This window comes from Anaerobacillus sp. ABA4_114, assembly GCF_056159065.1.
The window spans coordinates 3,177,933-3,198,232 of sequence record NZ_JBSWUM010000001.1 but is presented as its reverse complement, the minus strand read 5'-3'; the positions used below and the strand labels follow the sequence as shown (position 1 = coordinate 3,198,232).

Below are 20,300 nucleotides of genomic sequence, written 5' to 3'. Positions count from 1 at the left end.
TTGGGTAGAAAAGGTTATGAAACGATACCCGTTTTTGAATCGTATAATGAATACAAGCTACTCTTTACTATACTAGTCTTCACTACCACTATAGTAGGAATTCGAATCGTTAGGAGTTTTTTTGTGTTAAAGAAGATAAAAAATGCAAGGGGAATTTGTTAAGTAAATCGTTTACATAGTTTAAGTTGGTAGAAAGGAGTGCTTCAGTGAAAGAAGTGAGAAGGATCGGTGATGTATGCCGTGTTGATGAAGAAGGAAGGATCATCAATACCTCATCACTAGCAAACGTAAGTCCAGCATTTAAGGAAGCGATATCCTATTATCGAGAAGCTGTTTTAGCGAGTTTGAGTAGTGAGGTTCACAGCATCTATGTAAGAGGTTCAGTTCCAAGAGGCCTTGGAATCGAAAGTGTGTCAGATCTTGATACGATCATCATTACCGTGTCAGATGGAGAGAAGCTCAGTTCGAGTCTAGTTAACAAAATTGAACAGGATGTAGTCGATCGTTTTCCATTTGTAAACGGAGTGGAGATGAGCGTGTTTTCGTTAAATGATGTATTAGAAACGAGTCGATTCGCAATCATTCCGTTCATGATCAAAACGCATAGTATCTGCATCTACGGAGAAAACCTCCAGAAGCAGTTACCGCGGTATAAGGCGGACAAAGCGCTCGCGAACGATCATATCTATCATATAAAGGCGATCATTCTCCAAGCGAAAGAAGAATTAGTCGGAAACGATGATCCTGAGGATGTAAAAGATTGCTGTGTGTGGGTTATGAAAATGATCATTCGCTGTGGGTTGGGTTCGCTTTCGTCATCGAACAGGAAGGTACTTATTCAAGAGACTTGTACCCTGCATATGAACTGTTCTCAAAGCATTATCCAGAAAAAGAGCCTGAGATGAGAAAAGCGTTGCATTTCGCTGTGAACCCAACGGAAGAGGTAGAAGAGATCCTTTCGTTTCTGAATACGTTCGGGGGCTGGATGATAAATGAAGCGGAAGGTTGGCTGGTAGTCAATAATCGTGATAGAGAAGAACATCTAATGTTGTGAAGCTGTTCCCTTGTGGAGCAGCTTTTTTGCATCTTTCGACAATGGTCGAGCGAAACCGGGTGGTGACAGGCACCGCAATCTGAATTCGGGTGGTGACAGGCACCGCACGAATGGTGTAATATTACACTAAAGGTGAAAAAAGGAACGGGGTGGTAAAGATGACGAAAGAAGAAGTAATGAAGTTGGTTTCTGACAGGTTACGATTGATCAGGCAAGAGCAGGGGTACTCTCAAGACGTGATGGCAGAGGTTCTAGGAACGTCGAAGAAAACGCTCGTTCAAATCGAGAAAAACCGGGTGCTCGCAAGCTGGACGGTGACGGTTGCCGTTTGCTCACTCTTTCATCAGAGTGAGGTACTGCAGCACGTGTTAGGAGATGAGCCTCTTGAAGTCATCAAGCTCATCGCTCATAAGAAGATCGAACATCCAGTAGACAAAACGATGGGTGGTAAGGTGTGGTGGAAAGATGTGGAGAGGAAAGGGAGATATGTTCTGCAGCAGAATCTAATCAGTAAGCACTTTCGAATTCTTGATGATGATCATTTTCGCTGGTTTAGCTCATTTGACCATGAAGAAGGATTGAAGCGGTTAGAAGAACTTAGCAGCGGGTAGTCCGGTTATTCGTTCATACAAGGAGGTGGTCGATTGTGAGTGGGGAAACATTACCCGTCTGGTTCTGGATCATCTATTATTTAACGCTGATTGGGACCATCACAATGTCAGTGAGAATGATTTTTAAGGGGAGATTAGTAGCACTTTCTTCAATTGCAATCATACTGGTTGTGTTAGCGCTGCTGCTTTCGATCAATATGATCGCACGAAAGGAAGGAACTGAATTAGAGTACTTGATTGACTCGTTACATAATGGCGCAGTATGGGCGTTTGTCCTTGTTTCGATCTATTGCTACATCTTGTTTTGGTGGCTATTTTATATGAAAAAAAGATGAATGGGAGATGGATGTGATGAGAAAGACATTTCATATTCTACTTTTGTTTCCGCTAGTAGTGATTTTCGGATATACTTTTTGGCTTTCATCATGGACGGCGAGTTACTTACCGTTTTCGGATCAATGGCGGGAGGAAGTGGTGTTTACGCCTGACGCTGTTACGGACCATTCCGATATCTACCTCATCGACTATTATCTTTACGCATTACGGTACTCACCGTTTTTAACGATCGTTTGCACCGTCTCATTTTTAGCGATACTGGTCGTTTTGTTTTTATTAGTAAAAGGATTGCTAGGCAAAACGAAAGAACAGGCGTGACTTGGTAGCAATTGGATTAATTGCCCCATTTCACGTACTATTCTTTACATTGGAAGGACTGGAAAGAATTAATAATGAAACGAGATCGCCTCCTGTGTTACTTTGGTACTAGACTGATTTTAGGAGGTAGATTTCGCATGTTTAAGAAAATGTGGATCTCAGGAATCGCAGCAACTTGCGTTCTAGCATTCTCATTACCAACGCAAAGTTCTGCCGAAGAAAACACACACACCGTCCAAAAGGGCGAATCACTATATAAAATTGCAACAAATTACGGAGTACCTGCAAAGCAATTGCAGGCGATGAACGATAAATCAACCCACGAGATTCATCCAGGAGAAAAGCTTGAGCTTCCAGTCGTGCCAAGTGACTACGAAACAGATCTTCTTGCTAGACTCGTAGAAGCTGAGGCTAAAGGAGAGAGCTACGCAGGGAAAGTCGCCGTAGCGACTGTCGTGTTGAACCGTGTTCAAAGCGATGAGTTCCCAGATACTCTTCATGGAGTCATCCATGATGGCATTCAGTTTTCACCGGTATTGAACGGTACGATCAAGCAACCAGCAGGCGATGAGTCAAAGCGCGCAGTAAAAGAAGCGCTCGCTTATCAAGGATATGATAGAGAATCACTTTTCTTTTATAACCCTGATAAAGCTCAGAGTAGCTATTTAGAAGGCAAAGAAGTTACGACAGTTATTGGGAACCATGTGTTCTTAAGATAATTAAGGTAAAGCAAGTCCTCTTCTGGGGACTTGCTTTTTTATGGTTGCTAAAGAAATGACGATCCTAATAAAGAAAAAGGGTGCCAGACGATGGCACCCTCGAAGTTTTACCAATTAGTAATTGACCGCACCTTCAGCATTAACGCGTCCGTTTTGGAATAAAGTACCCGTTCCAGTCACGGTATCAGCTGTTTCTTCAAGAGCAGTGCGAATTTCTGAGGCGCTGCGTCCTTGAGATGCGAGGAGTCCAGCGACACCTGCCACGACTGGTGATGCCATCGACGTACCAGAAAGGTTGTCATAGCTATTGCCAGGCATAGTAGAGTAAACGCTAGAACCAGGTGCAGCGATATCCACCCATGTTCCGTAGTTTGAGTAGTATGCGATCATATCGTTTTGGTCGGTCGCTGCTACGGCGATCGCATTCGAGTAGTAAGCAGGATAGCTTGGTTTCGGCGTACTTTCGTTACCAGCTGCTGCTACCACGACAGAGCCCTTGTTCCAAGCGTAGTTCACTGCGTCCTTAAGCGTTTGAGATCCAAGGATTCCACCGAGGCTTAAGTTGATAACCTGTGCACCTTGATCTGCTGAATAGCGGATTCCCTGTGCAACGTCATCGAGAGAGCCGCTTCCACTTTCATCTAAAACACGCACAGCTAGGATAGAAGCTTTTGGAGCTAAACCAGCGATTCCTATGCCGTTATTTGTGTTTGCTGCGGCAATTCCGGATACGTGCGTTCCGTGGTAGTGCTCATCCATCGGGTCATTGTCGTTGTCTGCAAAGTCATATCCTTTGATGACTTTTCCCGCTAGATCAGGGTGGTTGTAATCAACCCCAGTATCGATGACCGCAATTTTGACTGAAGATGAGCTTTGAGAAACGTCCCATGCTGCGGGTGCTTTTACTTTTTGTGGTGCATATTGTTCTGAACTAAAGAATGGATCGTTAGGTGTATAGCTCACATGGAACATGGAGTTCTCTTCAGCATAGTCAACGTGAGGGTTCTTTTCTAGCGCTTTAATTGCTTGAGCTGCGTTTCCGTTCACTTTTACAACAAAGAAGTCATCGGTTGTTTCGATAACATTTCCGCCCGCCTTTTTAACGATTTCCTTCGCATATGTAGAATTGACTGATTCATTAAAATGGACGATCAATTCTTGTGACGCAACTTGTTGTTTGCTCGAATACGTAAACGGTTTTTCTTTTCCTTCCGTTTCCGCAGCTGATGCTGGTAGTGCTACTGAAAAGAGTAGAGTTGCAGATGTTGCGAGTGCAGCGACTTGCTTTAACATGTTTCGATCACTCCTCTAAATGATTCCCGGAAGGTTCACTCGGGTTAGGGAGAGGATTCAACAAATTTCTACAAAGCCCTTCCGTGTTCGAAGAAGATGATGATTAATAACTAGTTCATCATCAAAGTTATGGAAACTTTGTAGTTCAAAGTAATGAGTCTGTGGTTCGATAGGGCTACAACTGTATCGTTTATGGGTGTGAGGTTTGGCGTGAGTGATTTATGGATAAAAGTGTTAATAAAATTCAAAATTCAACTGGTTTTCTTCAGGAAAATTTGGAACAATAGTGGAGTTGGAAAGAAAGGTTTTTGTTAAAGGAGGAAGTCATATGTTTGTAGGACAACTCTTATATTGTTTAGGGATCGTTGTTACCGTTGGATGTGCAATCATGCTGCTACTAAGCTTTTTTAGTGGAAGTGGTCTGATGGTTGCACCTTCGTTTGGCGTGTTGAATGGACTGATCGCGATGGGCGTAGGAGATCTAGTTATTCACTCCAATCATCGAAGAAATCTTAGTATGGATCGTGAATAGATACGTACATACTTAAAAGCCTGAGGATCATCTCCTCAGGCTTTTCTATGATAATCAGTTTACATCTCTCGCGCCGTTTTCCTTCTTCTCAAACGATAAAAAACGAGGTAGAGCATCGGCACCATGATCAGCGTAAGGATAGCTGAGAACAGGATACCGGAAATGATGGTAACGGCAAGTGGTGTAAAGAGTGCGTCACCAGATACGGCAACTGGAATCAGTGCAACGATCGACGTGATCGCTGTAAGTAAGATCGGTCGTAAGCGAACGCGTCCGGATTCGATGACAGCTTCTTTTACATCCATGCCTTTCTTCAATGCTTGCTCGATAAATTCAATCAATACGACCGAATTCCGTACAACGATTCCTGTGAGGGATACCATCCCCATGACACCGAGGAAACTGATCGGAGTCTGTGTAACAAATAGTCCTAGAATCGCACCTGCAATGGCGAGATACACCGCAACGAGTACTAGGAACGGTAGTGAAAGTGAGTTGAATTGAAGAGCGATCAACAGATACACAAGGAATAGAACGATAATGAAGAGAACGGTAATTTCTGAGAAGAAATCACTTTGTGCTTCATTTTCTCCACCGAGTGTGATGCTGTAGTCAGCTCCTAGCCCATCACGCTGCTCCTCTACGATTTCCTTCACATTCGCTTCATAATTTTCTTCATTCTCTGGAAACGCTCGAAGCGTGATCGCGCGTTCTCCATCTTTATGAGGGATAACTTGAAGCTTTTCAGTTCGTTCCGTTGTTACGAGTTCATCGAGTGCGATGAGTTCAGGTGGACCGCCTGTAGAAGCGGCTGGAACCTCTAACTCTGTTAGATCGATTTCATCCCCTTCAAGGACGATCGTCATATCTCGTTTTACAACCCCATTATCGAACGCTTTTAACGGAATACCTGCCGTTACAAGTCGCAGCTGCTGGCTGATCTGATTGACCGATATGCCGTTCTCTTCAAGAGCGTCACGATCTGGCACATAGTCGAGTGAAGGTTCGAATTCGCCAACATTGTCTACCACAAGGTCAGTTTCAAGGTTCTCGATTTCGGTCGTTAATGTATCTCTAAGGTCGATGAGTTTCTCAATTTCAGGACCTGAAACGGTGACGGTAACTGGCGCACCAACTGGTGGTCCTTGTTGAATCGTCTCCATGAAAATTTCAGCATCAGGGAACTCCTCTCGAAGGGTATCAGTCCAATCGTCGATTAGTCCCTGGGTCGTTTGGTTTTCACGATCGACCCGCGCTACGATCTGACCGGTGTTTTCTCCAGTGTTGCTTAGGGAGCTATTGAAAAGTCCCGGCGTTCCTGTCCCTGTGAAGACGCTCGTTTCATAAACGCCATCATCTGTTTTTAGGCGTTCCTCGATTTCCTGAAGTGTTTCATGCGTTTCTTCAATCGGTGTTCCGATTGGCAGCGTGATGTCGACCGTTACTTCTTCCTTATCTGCTGCAGGGAAGAATTCGAACGGTGTTAATACAACTAACCCGAAGATCGCTGTCGTGAACAAGAGCCCTAAGATCGAAACGAGAATCGGTTTTTTAGAAAACTTCTTAAGCAATTTATCTGCATACACGTCAGCTAGTTTGTTAAGTGGTTTCCCTAAAAGACCTGGTGCATCTGACATCGGCTTCTTGGACCTGCGGCTTAAGAAGTACCTGAGGATCGGTACGAAAACAAGCGCGACGATTGTTGATGCGATAATTGTTGTAATCAGAACGGTCGGCAATGCGCGAATGAATGCACCGTTTCCGCCTGATAAGAAAATGAGTGGTAAGAACGTAAACACGATCGCAAGGGAAGATGTCACGATCGACACCCAGATTTCTTTTACGCCGTTAACAGCACCCATCATCCCTTTATCACCTAGCTTGTACCTTCGCTGAATGTTGTCGTTGATTACGATCGAGTCATCTACGATGATACCGAGTGCGATGATCAACCCGATCACTGAGATCTGGTTAAGGTCAACTTCAGCAAATGGCAGCGGTATGAAGCCCATCAAGACAGAGATCGGAACAGCAAGTGCGACAACAAGTGCGCCTGATCCTGATAGACCTAATGATGTCGCGACGATAACGGCAAGTACCGAAATCGCAAGTGATAGGAAGAGCCCATCAAAAATGTCGTTCACGATCGATGCCTGAGAATAATAGGGTTCTAATTCAACGTTAGAGGGTAACCCATTCGCAAGCTCGTCTACTTTTTCGCTCACGCGTTCATCGACAGTCGGTATGTCTTCGCCTTGCTCGACATACGCTGTGAACGAGACAGAAGGTTTTCCTTCATATGTGATGATATCTGTCAGTTCTTTTGGTTTTACTTCGACGCTGGCGATGTCTTTTAGAAAGATAGAATCGCCAGCAGGATTTTTCCCTACGAAAAGTTCTTCCATTTGGTCAAGAGAATTATAGTTTTCGACAGAAAGTTGAACGAGTTCATCGTCCATTTCCTGTTTACCAAGAGGGGTAGGGTAGTATTCATTATTGATGGCGTTTTGAACATCGATGACAGTGAGTCCTGATTCTTTCAAATCGTCCTGTCTTAATTCGATTTCGATTTGTTCTTCAGGCAGCCCTTTGATCGTTACGCCAGACACACCTGAAAGTTCACTTACTTCATCTTTCCAGCGGTTCAACTCTTCCTGCATGGAAAGGAGGTTTTCTCGATCATCACTTGTTAGATGATAGGAAACGATCGGCATCTTCGCCGTTGATTCGTTTACTTCTGGCTCAAAAGCATCTTCAGGAAAAGAGGTGGATGCGTCTGAGACTGCTTGTCGAACATCGCTAAACACTTCTTTCTTGCTTTCACCCTCTGCCACTTCTACCACGATGGTAGAAAAACCGGCTGCTGATGATGAGGTGATTTCAGCGATGCCATCGATCGAACTGATCGATGATTCGATCGGGTTTGTAATCGAGCGTTCCACCGTATCGACTGTGGCACCTGGGTAGACGGTGTTCACCGTGCCGATGTTGATAGTCGTTTCTGGGATTTCACGCTGGGGCAGTTGAATAAATGTAAATACACCAACGATAACGAATAATAGGATGAATATGATGAATAGCTTTGATCGTTGTAGAATCCACTTTAGCATTTGGGGCCTCCTCTAATTTGTTCCGACCGATTGGTCAATATGGTGTTGTGTATACCCTTTTTATACCTACAAATAAACTTTTGAACTTCTTGACTCACTAGTCATTTTACTTAGATAATAGGAGATGTCAAGAAATGAATGTGCTCCTCGAAAAGGGAATAACAGATTTGAATTCGCTCTTTCAGGGAAGAGACGTTATAATTTAGGTCAATGTCGTGGCGTGAAAGAGAACAACGAGGTGAAACAATTGGATAAAAGGAAAGCGATTCTAGAAGCAGCCGTTGAGCTCATCGGAGCGAAGGGCTATACACATACATCCATGCAGCAAATTGCTGATAGCGTTGGAATTTCGAAAGGCTCACTGTATTCATTTTTTCCATCGAAGGAAGATTTGATCATTTCGATTTACGAGCATTATCAGCAACTTGTCTTCGAGCGAGCGTTTGTGATTGGGCTTAATGATCTCCCTCCATATGAGCGGTTTGCGAAACAATTTCAAGTGCAGTTCGAAGGGATACTCGAATACAAGTCTTATATGAAAATGCACATGCGAGGGGAAACCGCTCAGAGTAGTGAAAAGTTAGAGAGCATGGCGCACCGCATGAGAGGAAGGCTGTTCAGCTGGCTTGAGAGAAATTTGCTCGACTTATATGGTGATCAGATTTCACCTTATAAATGGGACTTGATGTGGATGACGCAGTCGATCTATACCTCTTATACAGGATTGATGATTTCTACTGAAAGCCCAATCGGTCCAGAGGAGCTTGGGCAGCACATCGTCCGTCAGATCGATATTCTTGCGAACGATTTTCTTTCAAGAAACAGTCACCCTCTTCTTGATGATGAGATGATGCGACCGTTCTCAGTTGGAATGGATCGTGAAGGTGCGTTCACATCGTTCGGGAAAAGAGAGGAAGCGTGGAAAGCGGTATACGATAAGGTCCATTCGTTGAACGGAGATTACTATCTAGATGTGATCGATCGGATCTCGGAGGAATCAAGAAAATCAAAAACGGATGAGCTTGTGATGAAAGGCTTGTTTCAACTGTTGAAAGAGGAAGTAGAATTAAAAGCTGAAGCCGAAGCATTAGAAGAACAGCTTCTACCTTAGAAAGAGGAATTCACATCAAGAATGAACGAAAAAAGTCACACCTCACTCTGTACAAGAGAGATGGTGGCTTTTTTGCGTTGAGAAGGATGTGACAGTTAGCGACAAAAAACGGGGAGTGACAGGCACCGTGCCGGAAGAAATACTAGTTGTCAAAGGCTCTGTTCTTTCTTTACAATGAATCTTAACTGAGAGATTTGTTCTGACCAGAAGCGAAGAGAGGAGGGGATGCAGGTGCAGAGAGCGAACAAGGTGGTCTGTGATAAACGGTCGTATTCTAGTGATATGACATCTCACAAACATGACTTTGGTCAATTTCTATTTCCTTTGAGTGGCTCTTTAGACATCTCGACAAAACACCAAGGTCTACACCTCACTCCTGATCATTGTTTTTACCTTCCACCGTCGTATAATCATGAATTTCGTTCATCGGTGAGAAATGAATTTTTAATTTTAGATATCCCGACGGACTTTTTACTGTGGGAGACAGAAAGCATGTATGTTCCAATGGATGAGCAGTGGACGTCGATTCGTTTCTTGTTATTAGAGGAAATCCGAAATAAACAAAACGATTCAGCAGCACTAAGAGATCTAACGAGATATGTTGCTAATAAATTGAAGAGCGCTACCCCTCCATCGGTCGACTATATTCATCGGCATTACAAAGAGTCCATCAGCTTAGAAACGTTAGCTGCAATCGAACGCTATCACCCCACTTATTATTCAGCGTGGTTCAAACAGAAAACGGGGAAGAGCCCGAAGCGCTATATAGCGGAGTTACGTTTGAAGGAAGCGAAGAAATTATTAATGAACACGTCCTGGACGATCACATATGTGAGCCAAGAGATCGGTTTTGAGAACGCTTCTTCTTTTACACGATGGTTCGTAAAGCAAGAAGGCATTACGCCGCAAACGTACAGAAGTATGAAGAATGGATAAAAAGAACCTTAAACTCAGTAAAGATGAGCGAGACTGATTCATCTAAAATGGGTTTAAGGTCTTTTTATTGAGGTGATTGTTATGGAAAAAAAGGTCGCACCTTTTTTAGTTTTATTAGCGGCTATCTTGTGGGGAACAACGGGAACGGCACAGTCGTTTGCTCCTGAAACGGCTCATCCTGTTGTAATTGGTGCCGTCCGCTTAGCGTTAGGCGGGCTCCCATTACTTTTGATTGTTCTTCTTTTAGGTAAGTTAAGATTAAAGAATTGGCCTATAAAAGAAACGGTGCTCGCATCCCTTTGTATGGCCTGCTATCAACCATTCTTTTTCTCCGCTGTAACGTTGACGGGTGTCGCGATCGGAACGGTCATTGCGATTGGGAGTGCGCCAATTTTGTCCGGGTTAATCGAGTGGCTCTTTTTGAAAAAAAGCCCTGCACGAGTATGGTGGTATTCGACGATCCTTTCGATCGTCGGGTGCTGTATGCTTTTTATCAACAAAGAAGCAGTCGTGGTTGACCCATACGGGATCGTGATGGCGTTGGTGGCAGGGCTCTCTTTTGCGAGTTATACGCATTTTAGCAGAAAACTAGTCGAAAACCAGTCGTCATTATCCATCGTCGCCGTAGTCTTTTCGCTTAGCGCGATTTTCCTATCACCACTATTGTTTCTTTATGACCTATCGTGGATCACGGAAGGAAATGGGATGGCTGTTAGCCTTCATCTCGGCATCATCGCAACAGGCCTTGCTTATTTCTTGTTTGCGAGGGGAATGGTAAACGTCCCATCATCAACGGCCGTTACCCTGGCATTGGGTGAACCCCTCACGGCTGCCTTGTTGGGCGTCTTCGTTCTTGGAGAAAGCCTTGCTCTAACGTCATGGCTGGGCATCTCTTTCTTATTAGTAGGGATCGGGATATTAATTCTTTATTCCAAAGAATCCGGAGTGGAGAATCGTAAGCAACGCTTTAGTTCGGCTCTGAGTAAGTAGACGTCTCATTTAACGAATAAGATCCTCCCTGAAAAGGTGGCGCTCTTAATTTATGCTAGACTTAGGTGGAAGTGGGGTTATAGGAGTTGAGACGGTGTGCCTTTATTGTTTTTATTAATCGCCTTGTTAACTATGTTTTCGTATGGTTTTATGATTTCGCCAATCTTTTTTCTAGTGGCGATCACGAGTGCGATTTATTATTCGAATAAAAGAAAGTATATGTTCGCTTCTGTTGTTACGTTTATTGTGAGTTTATTAGTGTTGATTACGATGGGACTTTTGTTTCTCGTGGTTACTTTCGGTCAAACGTAAACGTATGATAAAAAAAGAGCTTGATATGCAGGTATGCATTCAAGCTCTTTTTTTATTGAGCTGCGTTGTGATAGAGAGGTGCGCTTTGTTTCTTTGATTCCTGCACGATAATGACAGAGCTAATGACCATGATCATCCCAATGTATTGCCACATCGAGAGTGTTTCGTTGAAGATAAAGAAGCCGACGAGCGAAGCGACGACTGGTTCAACCGTCGCGATGATGGAAGCACGGCTCGATTCCACGTGCTGTAAGCCTTTCGTATAAAAGATGAACGGAAGCATCGTTGAGAGAAAGCCAAGTCCGATAATAAGGCCTAGTACGTTTAGATTGGTGAACATAGCGATTTTTGATCCTAATCCGCTAAAAGGCACGATGGCGATCGTAGCAAAAAGAAACGTGTACACTGTTACGGTTAACGAGTCATATTTATTCAGAGCGAACTTACCGAATATGCTGTATAGGGCATAGAAGAAGCCTGAGCCAAGTCCAAGGATGAGTCCGTAGAGTGAGATGGATGAAGATGAACTTGAGAAGATTCCGATGACGAGTGAGCATCCGACAAGCGTAATCAAGAGTGCCGTCATCTTCCGAGACGTCAGTGCTTCTTTGAATAGCAAGCGTGATAAAATCGTAACGAATGCTGGTGCAGTATAAAGTAAGATGAACGCGATCGAGATCGATGATTCTTCCATCGAACTGAACAAGCACCAGTTGAAGAGCACGATGCTGATGATTCCGGTTCCGATGAAGTATCGACTATCCTTCAACCTTATGCTGAATAACTTCCGATTTTTAAATAAAACGTAAGAGGACATGAAGATGGCAGCTGTTAACACCCTGATCGCAACCACCTGAATCGGCGTAAAGCCAAGTTCATAAAGATATGTAACGAATACGCCGATAATCCCCCAAAGTGAAGCACCGATTGCGATCAATAACCAAGCTGATTTTTGTTCCATCAACATCCCTCCAATCTTTAATCCATTCATTCTAACATAGGAATCGCCTAGAAGTTTATATTATTGTGATAGCTTTTTTAGTTTATGGTATAGATCAATTTGAATCGATTTACATAGAAAAGGCATAGCCTTCGTTTGGCTATGCCTTTCGTTTGTTAGTTGTTTTTTTTAGTTTTTGCAAGTCGACCTTCTTGGTTTTTATGTTCATTCGTGTTGTCGACTAAGTCAACTTCGTTCGTGTAAGACTTTTTCATCGCACCTGGTTGATTTGCGTATTTTTTCTTATTCAATTTCACAAGGATCACCTCTAAAGATTAGGATGACCCAAGATGAGATGAACATACGCAAATTGTGACAAAAACCGGGTGGTGACAGGCACTGTGAAGAGCACCGTGAAGTTAACAGATCGAATCTTTTGGACTTGGATTCGACAACCCAAACAACGGCCTTATGAAGAGGGCAAGGTAAGTCCCGGCAAGTGCCATGATCATCCATACCCATCCGTGTAGGCTCATCGATGCGATACCTCCGAAGTAAGCTCCGATGTTACAACCGAATGCAAGGCGAGCGCCATATCCCATCATAACACCACCGATCAATGCCGCCATCGTCACGCCAGGGGTGAACGCTTTTAGCTTGAACGTTCCTTGCGACGTTGCTGCGATAAATGCGCCAAGGATGATACCGAAGTTCATCACGCTTGTAGAGTCGAACAGCACAGAATCCGTTAGCTGCTGCGTACGTCCAGCCCAGTATCCCCAGCTGCTTACATCGACGCCAAAGAACATGAGTACTTTTGATCCCCAGAGAGCGAATGCTGATGTGATGCCCCATGGGTTTCCGCGAACCGCTAGTGTTAACGCATTTAGTACTGCTAACACGATCGCCGCAACAAGTAGCGGCCATGAGCCTCGGAAGAGCTTTTTGATACCTGTCGTCGTAGGAAGTGGCTTCATGCTAGGAGGGTTCTTCTTCCTTGCAATTTGAACAGTGATGCCGTAGAGACCTGCAAAGATCGCAAGTTGAAATAGCACACCTCCAACATAGCCAAATCCGGTAGTTTCAGCGAGTGAAATCGCACCGAGACTCGGCATCGCTTCACTCGTCCACCATGGAAAGTGTAGTGCGCCAATTGTTGAACCGACAATAAAACCGATTAGTGTTAGGAAGAGCGGTGCGTTTCCGCCGCCAACATTATAAAGGGTTCCTGAAGCACAGCCATTTCCAAGCTGCATGCCGATTCCGAAAATGAAAGAACCGAATACAACGCTGACACCAACAGGGAACACATACCCAGCTGGTGTGTTTCCTGAGAAGCTAAATCCTGTTGCAAGGATGATACCAAATAGTATCGTCGCAACGGCAAGCATCGATAGATGTGCCTGTAACCCTTGTACGTTTCCGACAGATGTTAATCTTCTAAATGCTGATGTGAAGCCGAACCGTGCGTGTAACAATGTTAGCCCTAACGCTAACCCGATGACAAAGAGCGCTCCTTGTGTCCAAGAAACAGTCATCACGATTACAGTGAACAGGATGATCGAAACTAGTATACCTAAAGAAACGAACGGCTTCTGTATAGGATTCAACGGTGTTACTACCGTTGTTGATAGTCTTTTCTTTACGTTTGCAGCTGCTTCCATTGAGTAAACACCTCAATCCTTATAAGTTTAGTATGAATTAATCTTTACGTATCATAATACGATTTACCAGATTTGTAAATCGTTTCGCTTATAACGAGGTGTACGACAAAAAGCGGGTGGTGCCAGTGGTCGACCCCCTTATTGTGGACACATGAGGTATCATAAAGATACGACACAAGTGAGTTTAAGGGGGAAAGAATTGATGGCGAGAAAACCACATTCTACATTCGAATTAAGAAAAAGAGCTGTTGATGAAGTTCTAAAAGAAAATAAACCTGTCAGAGTTGTGGCAGAAGAGATTGGTTTCAACCCAGATTCAATTTATAACTGGCTCCATCGCTATAAAAAATGGGGAGACGAAGGACTCAAGGATTCCTCCAGAACGATACGATCTAAAGTGGAAGGTCAGGGTAGTTTAGCTGACGCCAAACGGATTAAAGAACTAGAGAAGAAATTGAAAGAAAAAGAGTTGGAGAATGAAATCCTAAAAAAGTTCCAGGCCTTTCTCAAAGAGAACGAGTAAGCAATAAGTACGCAGCGATTTCCTACTTGAGGAAGGATTCAGCCAATTATCCTGTTCGATTGCTTTGCCAAGTACTAAACGTATCGCGTAGTGGTTACTATGCTTCTTTGAAGCGACCGAAAAAAGTCGCCAACGATTCAGATAAAACGCTTCTCACTCGTATTAGACGGATTTATGCCATTCGGCGCGGTACGTATGGGGCCAAGCGCATAGCCAAGCATATGAAAACAGGAAAGAAGGCTAGAATCGTAAACCACAAGAAAGTAGCTCGTTTAATGCGTGAAGCAAATCTTAAGGCTACAGTCCGTAAAAAGAAAGCGACCAAACAAGTGAAGGTATTGGCAGGTGGCTACGTTTATGAGAACCTATTAAACCGCCAGTTTGAAGCGTTGCATCCAAACCAAAAGTGGGTAACGGATATGACAGAAGTGGTCATTGAAAATAAGAAATGGTACATCTCAACGATGATGGACCTATTTAATCGCGAAGTGATTGCTTTCCAATTAAGTGATAGTCCGAACCAGGATCTAATTGAGGCAACATTAAAAGAAGCACAAAAGAAACGAAAACTCAAAAGCTTATCTGGTGTTCTTCTTCATAGTGATCAAGGCAGTGTTTATCGCTCTCTACGCTACAATCAGTTAAGTAAAACAATGGGCTTCACACCAAGTATGTCACGTAAAGCAAACTGTTGGGATAATGCCGTTATAGAGAGCTTTTTCTCTCAACTTAAGGTGGAATTCCCGTGCTTCTATCCCAAGATTGATGGTGTCACGTTTCGAAGAAACAGCCTATCATATATTCGTTATTACAACACAAAGCGAATCCAAGAAAAACTTGGATTCGCTTCACCGTCAGAATTCTATAAGAGCTATAAAAATGCGAGTTGAAATTTCGGAATTTGCCCGTGTCCATATTTAGGGGGTTAAATCACAGGCACTGTCACCAAGGCACTGTCACCAAGGCACCCTATTTCTTCGAGAGGTCCAGGGACTTCATGAAGTAGGCGGTTGGGAGCAGGATGCCGAGCATCGATTCGAGAATAGCAAAGAAGCGTGCTGGCCCGACCGGTAGCATGTCACCGTAACCAACGGAAACGAGTGTTTCACCACTGAAATACAGCAAGTTCAGAAAGGTAATATCGATTGGCTTCATAGAAGATAAATTTTGCACTAAGATGACGCTTTGAAGCGAAAGAAGATAATAAATCAGCGCAAAACCTACCAGCAAACTGAACATAACGAGAACGAGTTTAAGAAATAAAGCTGAACTGAACGTGCTCTTACGGTAGGCTTTGTTTGTGAAGAAATAGTAGAGATTGATTGCAATAAAAACGATTGTAGCTCCGATTAAAAATGTCGACATGATTTCACCTCCGTTCTCTTTTTAATTATCTTTTTCGCAGTAACGTAAACTTCTTTTGTGTTATGGTAAATAAGTGGAAGAACTATGTAAAATATTGCTATCTATGTAGGCGCCTGTAGTTAAAAGAGGAGGCTCGCGATGATAAAACCTACTGTTCATTTAGTTGAATACGATGAAAATTGGCCGAAACAGTATGAGAAGGAAAAGCAGACTATCCTTCAGGCGGTGGAGGTTGTCGCAATCGAACATATCGGAAGTACTTCGGTGGAGGGCCTTTCCGCAAAACCGATCATCGACATAGCGGTCGGCGTTCATGATTTGAAAGCGGTCGAGTCGATGAAGGACCCGCTAGAACGCGCTGGTTTTGCTTACGTTCATAAACCTGAACTGGACGACAGACGGTTTTTCCGGAAAGGCGAGTGGGGGAAAGGAACGGTACACGTGCACGTATGTGAATACGAAGGATCTCAATGGAAAGAAAAGCTAGCTTTTCGCGATTATTTGCGTGCTCACCCAGATGCGGCACAGGAATATGAAGCATTGAAACAGCATCTGGCATTTAAATATAAAGATGATCGGCCTACATATACAAAAGAAAAAGAACCATTTATCAATAGAATACTTGTGAAGGGCATTTAAGGGGGAAGAGGCAAAAAGAATGATCGACTTGTTGTTAGTTATCATGACGATCGTAGGGATGATCGTATTTTATCGTAAAGCGGAGGAACCTGAGCCGTATTTGTTCTTGAAGATCGTCGGTCTCGTGTTATTAGGTGAATTCAGGTTAGAAATCGGAAGTGTTATCCTTCCGATCGGTTTTATTATTTTCTTGTTGTTTATGAGAACGTTAAAAACAAATGCTAAAGCAAAAAGAGGAGCTGCGTTCTTTGGACTCCTCGTTTTTTGTTTATCGCTTCTCCTGCCGTTTCTTCAAACAACCTACTATGAATGGCCGCGGAACATAGCCGTACAGGATACGAATTTTTATAGTGGTAGTTTGGTAGACGAGTTCAAGAACATTCAAAAGGAACTAGATGACGGCCAGTTTAACGGGAAGATCACAAGTTTTGATATGACGATTAGTAGTGAAGGTGATCTTGAAGACTTCGACATGCAAATGATAGATGGGTATGGTCCTGAAGAGGTCCACTACGATGTTTCGCTATCTGAAGATGATGAAGAATTTATTGTAAAACGGAAACGATTTGAACAAGAAGCATACGTCGTATCAAATGCAGCGGCTTTGACGGAAGCGGAGTTCTTTCTTGCTCAGCTCGACCTGGTTGAGAAGGGAATGCTGGGAGAAGATACTCATTCCTACACCTTCCATTCATCAGGTCAGCGCGAAGGGTACGCAGTCGAAAACGCGGAGAAATACATCATCGATACGGCTGGAAAACATAAGGTGGAGAACGATGATTTACCTTTTGAAGCGATCGTCGTTGAAGTTTGTACAGTTAATTGCGACGTTTATGAACATTACCTTTTTGACGTGTTAGAAAGATACCATGATGTCACGGAAGAAACGGTCCTTGGCGTCGCGAGAGAAACGTCCTCTGATGTTCATGAATGGTTGAATGCGCATCGTGGATTTCAGATCGCCCACGAAACAAACGGGGAGTACTTTTTAAAAAGAGACGGTGAGACAATAGAGGTGTCAGAAAGGGAATATGTTGAAGCGTTAAAAGAAAATCCGAGGGTCGAGATTGAAAGAGATGAATCCATTTGGCACGTAACGGTTGAGCATGCGTATGGAGAGGCGCCTCACACGATGGAATTCACGTTAAATGTTGAGACGAGAGAAGTAATTGAGGTAAGGATGCGTTAGTCCGATTACCGAGGGGGAATCATCATTCTAGTATTAAAAACCGTTAATCTCATTCTCGCAATCGTTGCAATGAGTGCGGGGATGTATGATTTGTTTATTGATAGACTAAACATAAGTATGACCATTAAGACGCTGTTGTTAGCCTCTTTGTTTACGATGTTTGGAATCGAACATGCCTTGAAAAGAGAAGAAGGGAAGAGGGCGTTCAACATCTTTCTTTTTTCAGGCGTTATTCTTTTCTTAATGCTTGGGATTCAGTTCGTGTGGCATTTGGCAGAGGTTTACTTCCTCTCGTCAAATTGACAAACGAGCTGGTGTCGCATATGATTGTCAGTAACAGAACTTTTTACCGCCTAAACAAGAATAGGAGAATGATGTATGAGTGTGGTTGTTCTTAACTAATCCACAAATTGGATAGCACCTGTTGTAATGAAGAAAAAACGTGCCTGAGGGACGTTTACTTCGTTATGGAATCAACAGGGCAGTTAAGAACAAGCATAAGCATAGCTGAACTTCATCATAGAACGCTATGACTGGCTTATTCAGTCATAGCTTTTTTGATGTCTCGGGGCGGTAAAAAGGGGATTCGTATGGAATCCATCTGTTTATCATAAGCCACGATGAGCTAATAAGCTTGTCGTGGCTTTTTTTATAGGAGGAGAACATGAATACACAAACATATGAAACATTAGAATTCAACGAAATCATCGAAGCGATCAGCACATTCGCCTTAACGAATAGAGGAAAAGAATCGATCCGACACTTGAAGCCATCAATTAACCAGAGCATCATCGAACGATGGCTAGAAGAGGTTGAAGAAGGCGTCGCGATTTTAAACGTGAGTGGAAGTGTGCCGCTTCATAGCTTGAACGACATAGGGCTCTTGATCGAGCAGGGGAAAAAAGGACTTTTCATTCGAGCGATTCAATTCACAGAAGTCGTTTCATTTCTAGAGCACTGTACGAAGCTGAAGCGATTCATGAAGGATAAAGGTACGGTCGCACCTACAATAAGCTTGTATGCTGATTCGATCGAGGATCTAAGTTCACTAGAGGATCAAATTCATGCGGTGATCAAGCATGGCCAGGTCGATGATCATGCCTCTAAAAATTTGTTGAAGATCAGGAAGCAGCATAGTGTGAAGAAAGAGAAGCTGAAGGAGCGGCTTGAAACGCTTGCGAAAAAATATGCGAAGTGGATGCAAGAAGCACGTCCTGTTGAGAAAAATGGTCGCCAGACGTTACCGATCAAACGGGAGTATCGTAAGAAGGTAGCGGGTAGCGTGATCGATCAATCATCATCAGGTGCAACGCTTTTCATCGAGCCGAATGAGCTTTCTGCGATCCATGATGAACTGCAGCTCTTAGCTCTGCAGGAGGAGCAGGAAGTCGAACAGATCCTTTACGGATTGACGGGCGAAGTGCTCGCATATGAGCGTGAGATCAATATCGCGTTAGAAACGATGCATCAGTACGACATCATTTTTGCAAAAGCAAAATATAGCCGGAGAATCGATGGGAAGACCCCAGTTTTCTCAAGTGATTTCACAATCGATATCAAAGCAGCAAAACATCCGCTTTTAGGTGAAAAAGCTGTCCCACTATCGCTAAAAATGACTGAAGGTGAACAAGCGCTTCTCATTACAGGACCAAATACGGGTGGAAAGACGGTCACGTTGAAAACGGTCGGCCTGCTCTGCATGATGGCACAGTGCGGAATTCCGATTCCGACGAAAGCACCGTCTACGCTGCCAATTTACCAGCAGATCTTCGTTGATATTGGAGATGGTCAGAGTCTTGAAGAGAACTTGAGCACGTTCAGTTCGCGCATGGTGAACTTGATCGATATCTTACGAAAAGCAAATGACCATTCGCTTCTATTACTAGACGAAATCGGCTCTGGTACGGACCCTGGTGAAGGAATGGGACTCGCAACTGCAATCCTTGATCAGCTCGCAGCCAAAGGTGCAACGATTTTTGCGACGACGCACTATAGTGAGATGAAGCAGTATGCGAAAGAGAAGGAAGGGTTTATCAACGGTGCAATGGAATTCGATCTCGAAACCTTGAAGCCGACGTATCAATTACTCCTCGACACGACTGGAAAGAGCCAGGCCTTCGCGATCGCGCATAAGCTCGGGCTTCATCCTGATATCTTAAAGCATGCGAGCAAGATCACGTATAACGAAGAACAGGATTTTACAGTAGAAAAAGATGTGCTTTCGACGAGTGATTACAAGCAGCAGGTAACGGTGAATCGATATGGTAGGAAAACGGTGAAAAAAGAAGAAAAAGCGGAAGTGACGTTGTTTGAGCAAGGAGACAACGTGATCATTCAAGCAACAGATGAAATGGGAATTGTGTATAAAGGTCCTGATGATCTAGGCAACTACATCGTACAGGTTCAAGGGGAGAAAAAAACGTATAATCATAAACGGCTTCGTCTGCACATCTCGGCAAACGATCTTTACCCAGAGGATTATGACTTTGATATCATCTTTAAGTCCAAGGAATATCGAAAAACGAAGAAGGTGATGAATCGTAAGTTTGTTGAGGGACTGACGCTTGAAGACGAGGATTAAAAAAGTTCGTTTTCGCCCGATAGAGTTGGGTAAAAGTGCCCATCTTTTTCCTGAAATCTCCTGCTATAATTAGCTCA

22 protein-coding genes and 1 pseudogene are annotated in these 20,300 nt (G+C 43.6%); 17 read left to right on the top strand and 6 right to left on the bottom strand.

The annotated features are described in order from the left end of the window. Positions 1–206 precede the first annotated feature (206 nt). The 6 genes from ACXAEY_RS16455 to ACXAEY_RS16430 all read left to right on the top strand — a co-directional run bounded on the left by ACXAEY_RS16455 (position 207) and on the right by ACXAEY_RS16430 (position 3,038). Entirely contained in the window at positions 207–905 is a 699-nt protein-coding gene (locus ACXAEY_RS16455; protein ID WP_474813456.1) for a nucleotidyltransferase, read from the top strand. Beyond that, a complete protein-coding gene (locus ACXAEY_RS16450; RefSeq protein ID WP_474813454.1) occupies positions 902–1,054 on the top strand; it encodes a hypothetical protein in 153 nt (50 codons plus the stop codon). Before ACXAEY_RS16455 ends, ACXAEY_RS16450 begins: the two co-directional genes overlap by 4 nt. Before the next feature lie 158 nt (positions 1,055–1,212). Next, complete coding sequence (locus ACXAEY_RS16445; protein ID WP_474813452.1) at positions 1,213–1,665, top strand: helix-turn-helix domain-containing protein; 453 nt, start codon at positions 1,213–1,215, stop codon at positions 1,663–1,665. A 35-nt stretch (positions 1,666–1,700) separates the two neighbouring features. Beyond that, a complete protein-coding gene (locus ACXAEY_RS16440) occupies positions 1,701–2,000 on the top strand; it encodes a hypothetical protein (RefSeq protein WP_474813450.1) in 300 nt (99 codons plus the stop codon). A 16-nt stretch (positions 2,001–2,016) separates the two neighbouring features. Beyond that, the gene (locus tag ACXAEY_RS16435) at positions 2,017–2,319 is read left to right on the top strand and encodes a DUF4306 domain-containing protein (RefSeq protein WP_474813448.1); all 303 of its coding nucleotides are present in this window, start codon (positions 2,017–2,019) and stop codon (positions 2,317–2,319) included. Positions 2,320–2,456: 137 nt separating this feature from the next. After that, positions 2,457–3,038 (top strand): cell wall hydrolase, encoded by a 582-nt coding sequence (locus ACXAEY_RS16430; RefSeq protein WP_474813447.1) that lies wholly within the window; start codon positions 2,457–2,459, stop codon positions 3,036–3,038. 114 nt (positions 3,039–3,152) lie between these two features. Here ACXAEY_RS16430 and ACXAEY_RS16425 read toward each other — a convergent pair whose 3' ends face one another. Next, a complete protein-coding gene (locus tag ACXAEY_RS16425; RefSeq protein ID WP_474813445.1) occupies positions 3,153–4,331 on the bottom strand; it encodes a S8 family peptidase in 1,179 nt (392 codons plus the stop codon). Positions 4,332–4,659: 328 nt separating this feature from the next. On the opposite strand from ACXAEY_RS16425, the gene ACXAEY_RS16420 reads away from it, so the two are divergent. Then, positions 4,660–4,863, top strand: coding sequence for a hypothetical protein (locus ACXAEY_RS16420; RefSeq protein WP_270180974.1), 204 nt, complete (start codon positions 4,660–4,662; stop codon positions 4,861–4,863). 59 nt (positions 4,864–4,922) lie between these two features. On the opposite strand, the gene ACXAEY_RS16415 is transcribed toward ACXAEY_RS16420, so the two are convergent. Next, the gene (locus ACXAEY_RS16415; RefSeq protein WP_474813441.1) at positions 4,923–7,973 is read right to left on the bottom strand and encodes an efflux RND transporter permease subunit; all 3,051 of its coding nucleotides are present in this window, start codon (positions 7,971–7,973) and stop codon (positions 4,923–4,925) included. Positions 7,974–8,211: 238 nt separating this feature from the next. On the opposite strand from ACXAEY_RS16415, the gene ACXAEY_RS16410 reads away from it, so the two are divergent. From ACXAEY_RS16410 to ACXAEY_RS16395, 4 genes are all read left to right on the top strand, one after another. Further along, on the top strand, positions 8,212–9,084 hold the full coding sequence (locus ACXAEY_RS16410) for a TetR/AcrR family transcriptional regulator (protein ID WP_474813439.1): 873 nt from the start codon (positions 8,212–8,214) through the stop codon (positions 9,082–9,084). A gap of 231 nt (positions 9,085–9,315) precedes the next feature. Further along, complete coding sequence (locus tag ACXAEY_RS16405) at positions 9,316–10,020, top strand: helix-turn-helix domain-containing protein (RefSeq protein ID WP_474813438.1); 705 nt, start codon at positions 9,316–9,318, stop codon at positions 10,018–10,020. Positions 10,021–10,101: 81 nt separating this feature from the next. After that, the gene (locus ACXAEY_RS16400; protein ID WP_474813436.1) at positions 10,102–11,010 is read left to right on the top strand and encodes an EamA family transporter; all 909 of its coding nucleotides are present in this window, start codon (positions 10,102–10,104) and stop codon (positions 11,008–11,010) included. Between the two features lie 96 nt (positions 11,011–11,106). After that, positions 11,107–11,322, top strand: a complete 216-nt coding sequence (locus ACXAEY_RS16395) for a hypothetical protein (protein ID WP_474813434.1) — start codon at positions 11,107–11,109, stop codon at positions 11,320–11,322. A 52-nt stretch (positions 11,323–11,374) separates the two neighbouring features. Here ACXAEY_RS16395 and ACXAEY_RS16390 read toward each other — a convergent pair whose 3' ends face one another. The 3 genes from ACXAEY_RS16390 to ACXAEY_RS16380 all read right to left on the bottom strand — a co-directional run bounded on the left by ACXAEY_RS16390 (position 11,375) and on the right by ACXAEY_RS16380 (position 13,926). Next, entirely contained in the window at positions 11,375–12,283 is a 909-nt protein-coding gene (locus ACXAEY_RS16390) for a DMT family transporter (protein ID WP_474813433.1), read from the bottom strand. Between the two features lie 155 nt (positions 12,284–12,438). Then, positions 12,439–12,573: a hypothetical protein gene (locus tag ACXAEY_RS16385; RefSeq protein ID WP_474813431.1), complete on the bottom strand. Its 135-nt coding sequence runs from the start codon at positions 12,571–12,573 to the stop codon at positions 12,439–12,441. 108 nt (positions 12,574–12,681) lie between these two features. Beyond that, on the bottom strand, positions 12,682–13,926 hold the full coding sequence (locus ACXAEY_RS16380; protein ID WP_474813429.1) for a YeeE/YedE family protein: 1,245 nt from the start codon (positions 13,924–13,926) through the stop codon (positions 12,682–12,684). Positions 13,927–14,128: 202 nt separating this feature from the next. Here ACXAEY_RS16380 and ACXAEY_RS16375 point away from each other — a divergent pair, with 202 nt between their 5' ends. Both ACXAEY_RS16375 and ACXAEY_RS16370 read left to right on the top strand, forming a co-directional pair. Continuing rightward, on the top strand, positions 14,129–14,449 hold the full coding sequence (locus tag ACXAEY_RS16375) for a transposase (protein ID WP_474813394.1): 321 nt from the start codon (positions 14,129–14,131) through the stop codon (positions 14,447–14,449). Between the two features lie 11 nt (positions 14,450–14,460). Beyond that, positions 14,461–15,339, top strand: a pseudogene (locus tag ACXAEY_RS16370) (IS3 family transposase); the annotation flags it as partial. A 79-nt stretch (positions 15,340–15,418) separates the two neighbouring features. Here the strand turns inward: ACXAEY_RS16370 and ACXAEY_RS16365 are convergent. After that, positions 15,419–15,814 (bottom strand): ion channel, encoded by a 396-nt coding sequence (locus ACXAEY_RS16365; RefSeq protein WP_474813428.1) that lies wholly within the window; start codon positions 15,812–15,814, stop codon positions 15,419–15,421. Between the two features lie 138 nt (positions 15,815–15,952). Between ACXAEY_RS16365 and ACXAEY_RS16360 the strand changes: the two genes are divergently transcribed. From ACXAEY_RS16360 to ACXAEY_RS16345, 4 genes are all read left to right on the top strand, one after another. Next, complete coding sequence (locus ACXAEY_RS16360) at positions 15,953–16,453, top strand: GrpB family protein (protein ID WP_474813426.1); 501 nt, start codon at positions 15,953–15,955, stop codon at positions 16,451–16,453. Between the two features lie 19 nt (positions 16,454–16,472). After that, positions 16,473–17,642: a hypothetical protein gene (locus ACXAEY_RS16355; RefSeq protein WP_474813425.1), complete on the top strand. Its 1,170-nt coding sequence runs from the start codon at positions 16,473–16,475 to the stop codon at positions 17,640–17,642. A 90-nt stretch (positions 17,643–17,732) separates the two neighbouring features. Beyond that, positions 17,733–17,945 carry a hypothetical protein gene (locus ACXAEY_RS16350; protein ID WP_474813423.1) on the top strand — a complete coding sequence of 71 codons (213 nt, stop codon included), beginning with the start codon at positions 17,733–17,735 and terminating at the stop codon, positions 17,943–17,945. A gap of 361 nt (positions 17,946–18,306) precedes the next feature. Further along, positions 18,307–20,223, top strand: a complete 1,917-nt coding sequence (locus tag ACXAEY_RS16345; RefSeq protein ID WP_474813420.1) for an endonuclease MutS2 — start codon at positions 18,307–18,309, stop codon at positions 20,221–20,223. The last annotated feature ends 77 nt before the right edge of the window (positions 20,224–20,300 follow it).

Excerpts from the sequence above, each read along its gene's own strand:
- ACXAEY_RS16435 (WP_474813448.1), top strand. The coding sequence starts at position 2,017 with ATGAGAAAGACATTTCATATTCTACTTTTGTTTCCGCTAGTAGTGATT.
- ACXAEY_RS16450 (WP_474813454.1), top strand. The coding sequence starts at position 902 with ATGAGAAAAGCGTTGCATTTCGCTGTGAACCCAACGGAAGAGGTAGAA.
- ACXAEY_RS16425 (WP_474813445.1), bottom strand. The coding sequence starts at position 4,331 with ATGTTAAAGCAAGTCGCTGCACTCGCAACATCTGCAACTCTACTCTTT.
- ACXAEY_RS16380 (WP_474813429.1), bottom strand. The coding sequence starts at position 13,926 with ATGGAAGCAGCTGCAAACGTAAAGAAAAGACTATCAACAACGGTAGTA.
- ACXAEY_RS16445 (WP_474813452.1), top strand. The coding sequence starts at position 1,213 with ATGACGAAAGAAGAAGTAATGAAGTTGGTTTCTGACAGGTTACGATTG.
- ACXAEY_RS16430 (WP_474813447.1), top strand. The coding sequence starts at position 2,457 with ATGTTTAAGAAAATGTGGATCTCAGGAATCGCAGCAACTTGCGTTCTA.
- ACXAEY_RS16400 (WP_474813436.1), top strand. The coding sequence starts at position 10,102 with ATGGAAAAAAAGGTCGCACCTTTTTTAGTTTTATTAGCGGCTATCTTG.
- ACXAEY_RS16355 (WP_474813425.1), top strand. The coding sequence starts at position 16,473 with ATGATCGACTTGTTGTTAGTTATCATGACGATCGTAGGGATGATCGTA.
- ACXAEY_RS16360 (WP_474813426.1), top strand. The coding sequence starts at position 15,953 with ATGATAAAACCTACTGTTCATTTAGTTGAATACGATGAAAATTGGCCG.
- ACXAEY_RS16415 (WP_474813441.1), bottom strand. The coding sequence starts at position 7,973 with ATGCTAAAGTGGATTCTACAACGATCAAAGCTATTCATCATATTCATC.
- ACXAEY_RS16375 (WP_474813394.1), top strand. The coding sequence starts at position 14,129 with ATGGCGAGAAAACCACATTCTACATTCGAATTAAGAAAAAGAGCTGTT.
- ACXAEY_RS16390 (WP_474813433.1), bottom strand. The coding sequence starts at position 12,283 with ATGGAACAAAAATCAGCTTGGTTATTGATCGCAATCGGTGCTTCACTT.
- ACXAEY_RS16345 (WP_474813420.1), top strand. The coding sequence starts at position 18,307 with ATGAATACACAAACATATGAAACATTAGAATTCAACGAAATCATCGAA.
- ACXAEY_RS16420 (WP_270180974.1), top strand. The coding sequence starts at position 4,660 with ATGTTTGTAGGACAACTCTTATATTGTTTAGGGATCGTTGTTACCGTT.
- ACXAEY_RS16365 (WP_474813428.1), bottom strand. The coding sequence starts at position 15,814 with ATGTCGACATTTTTAATCGGAGCTACAATCGTTTTTATTGCAATCAAT.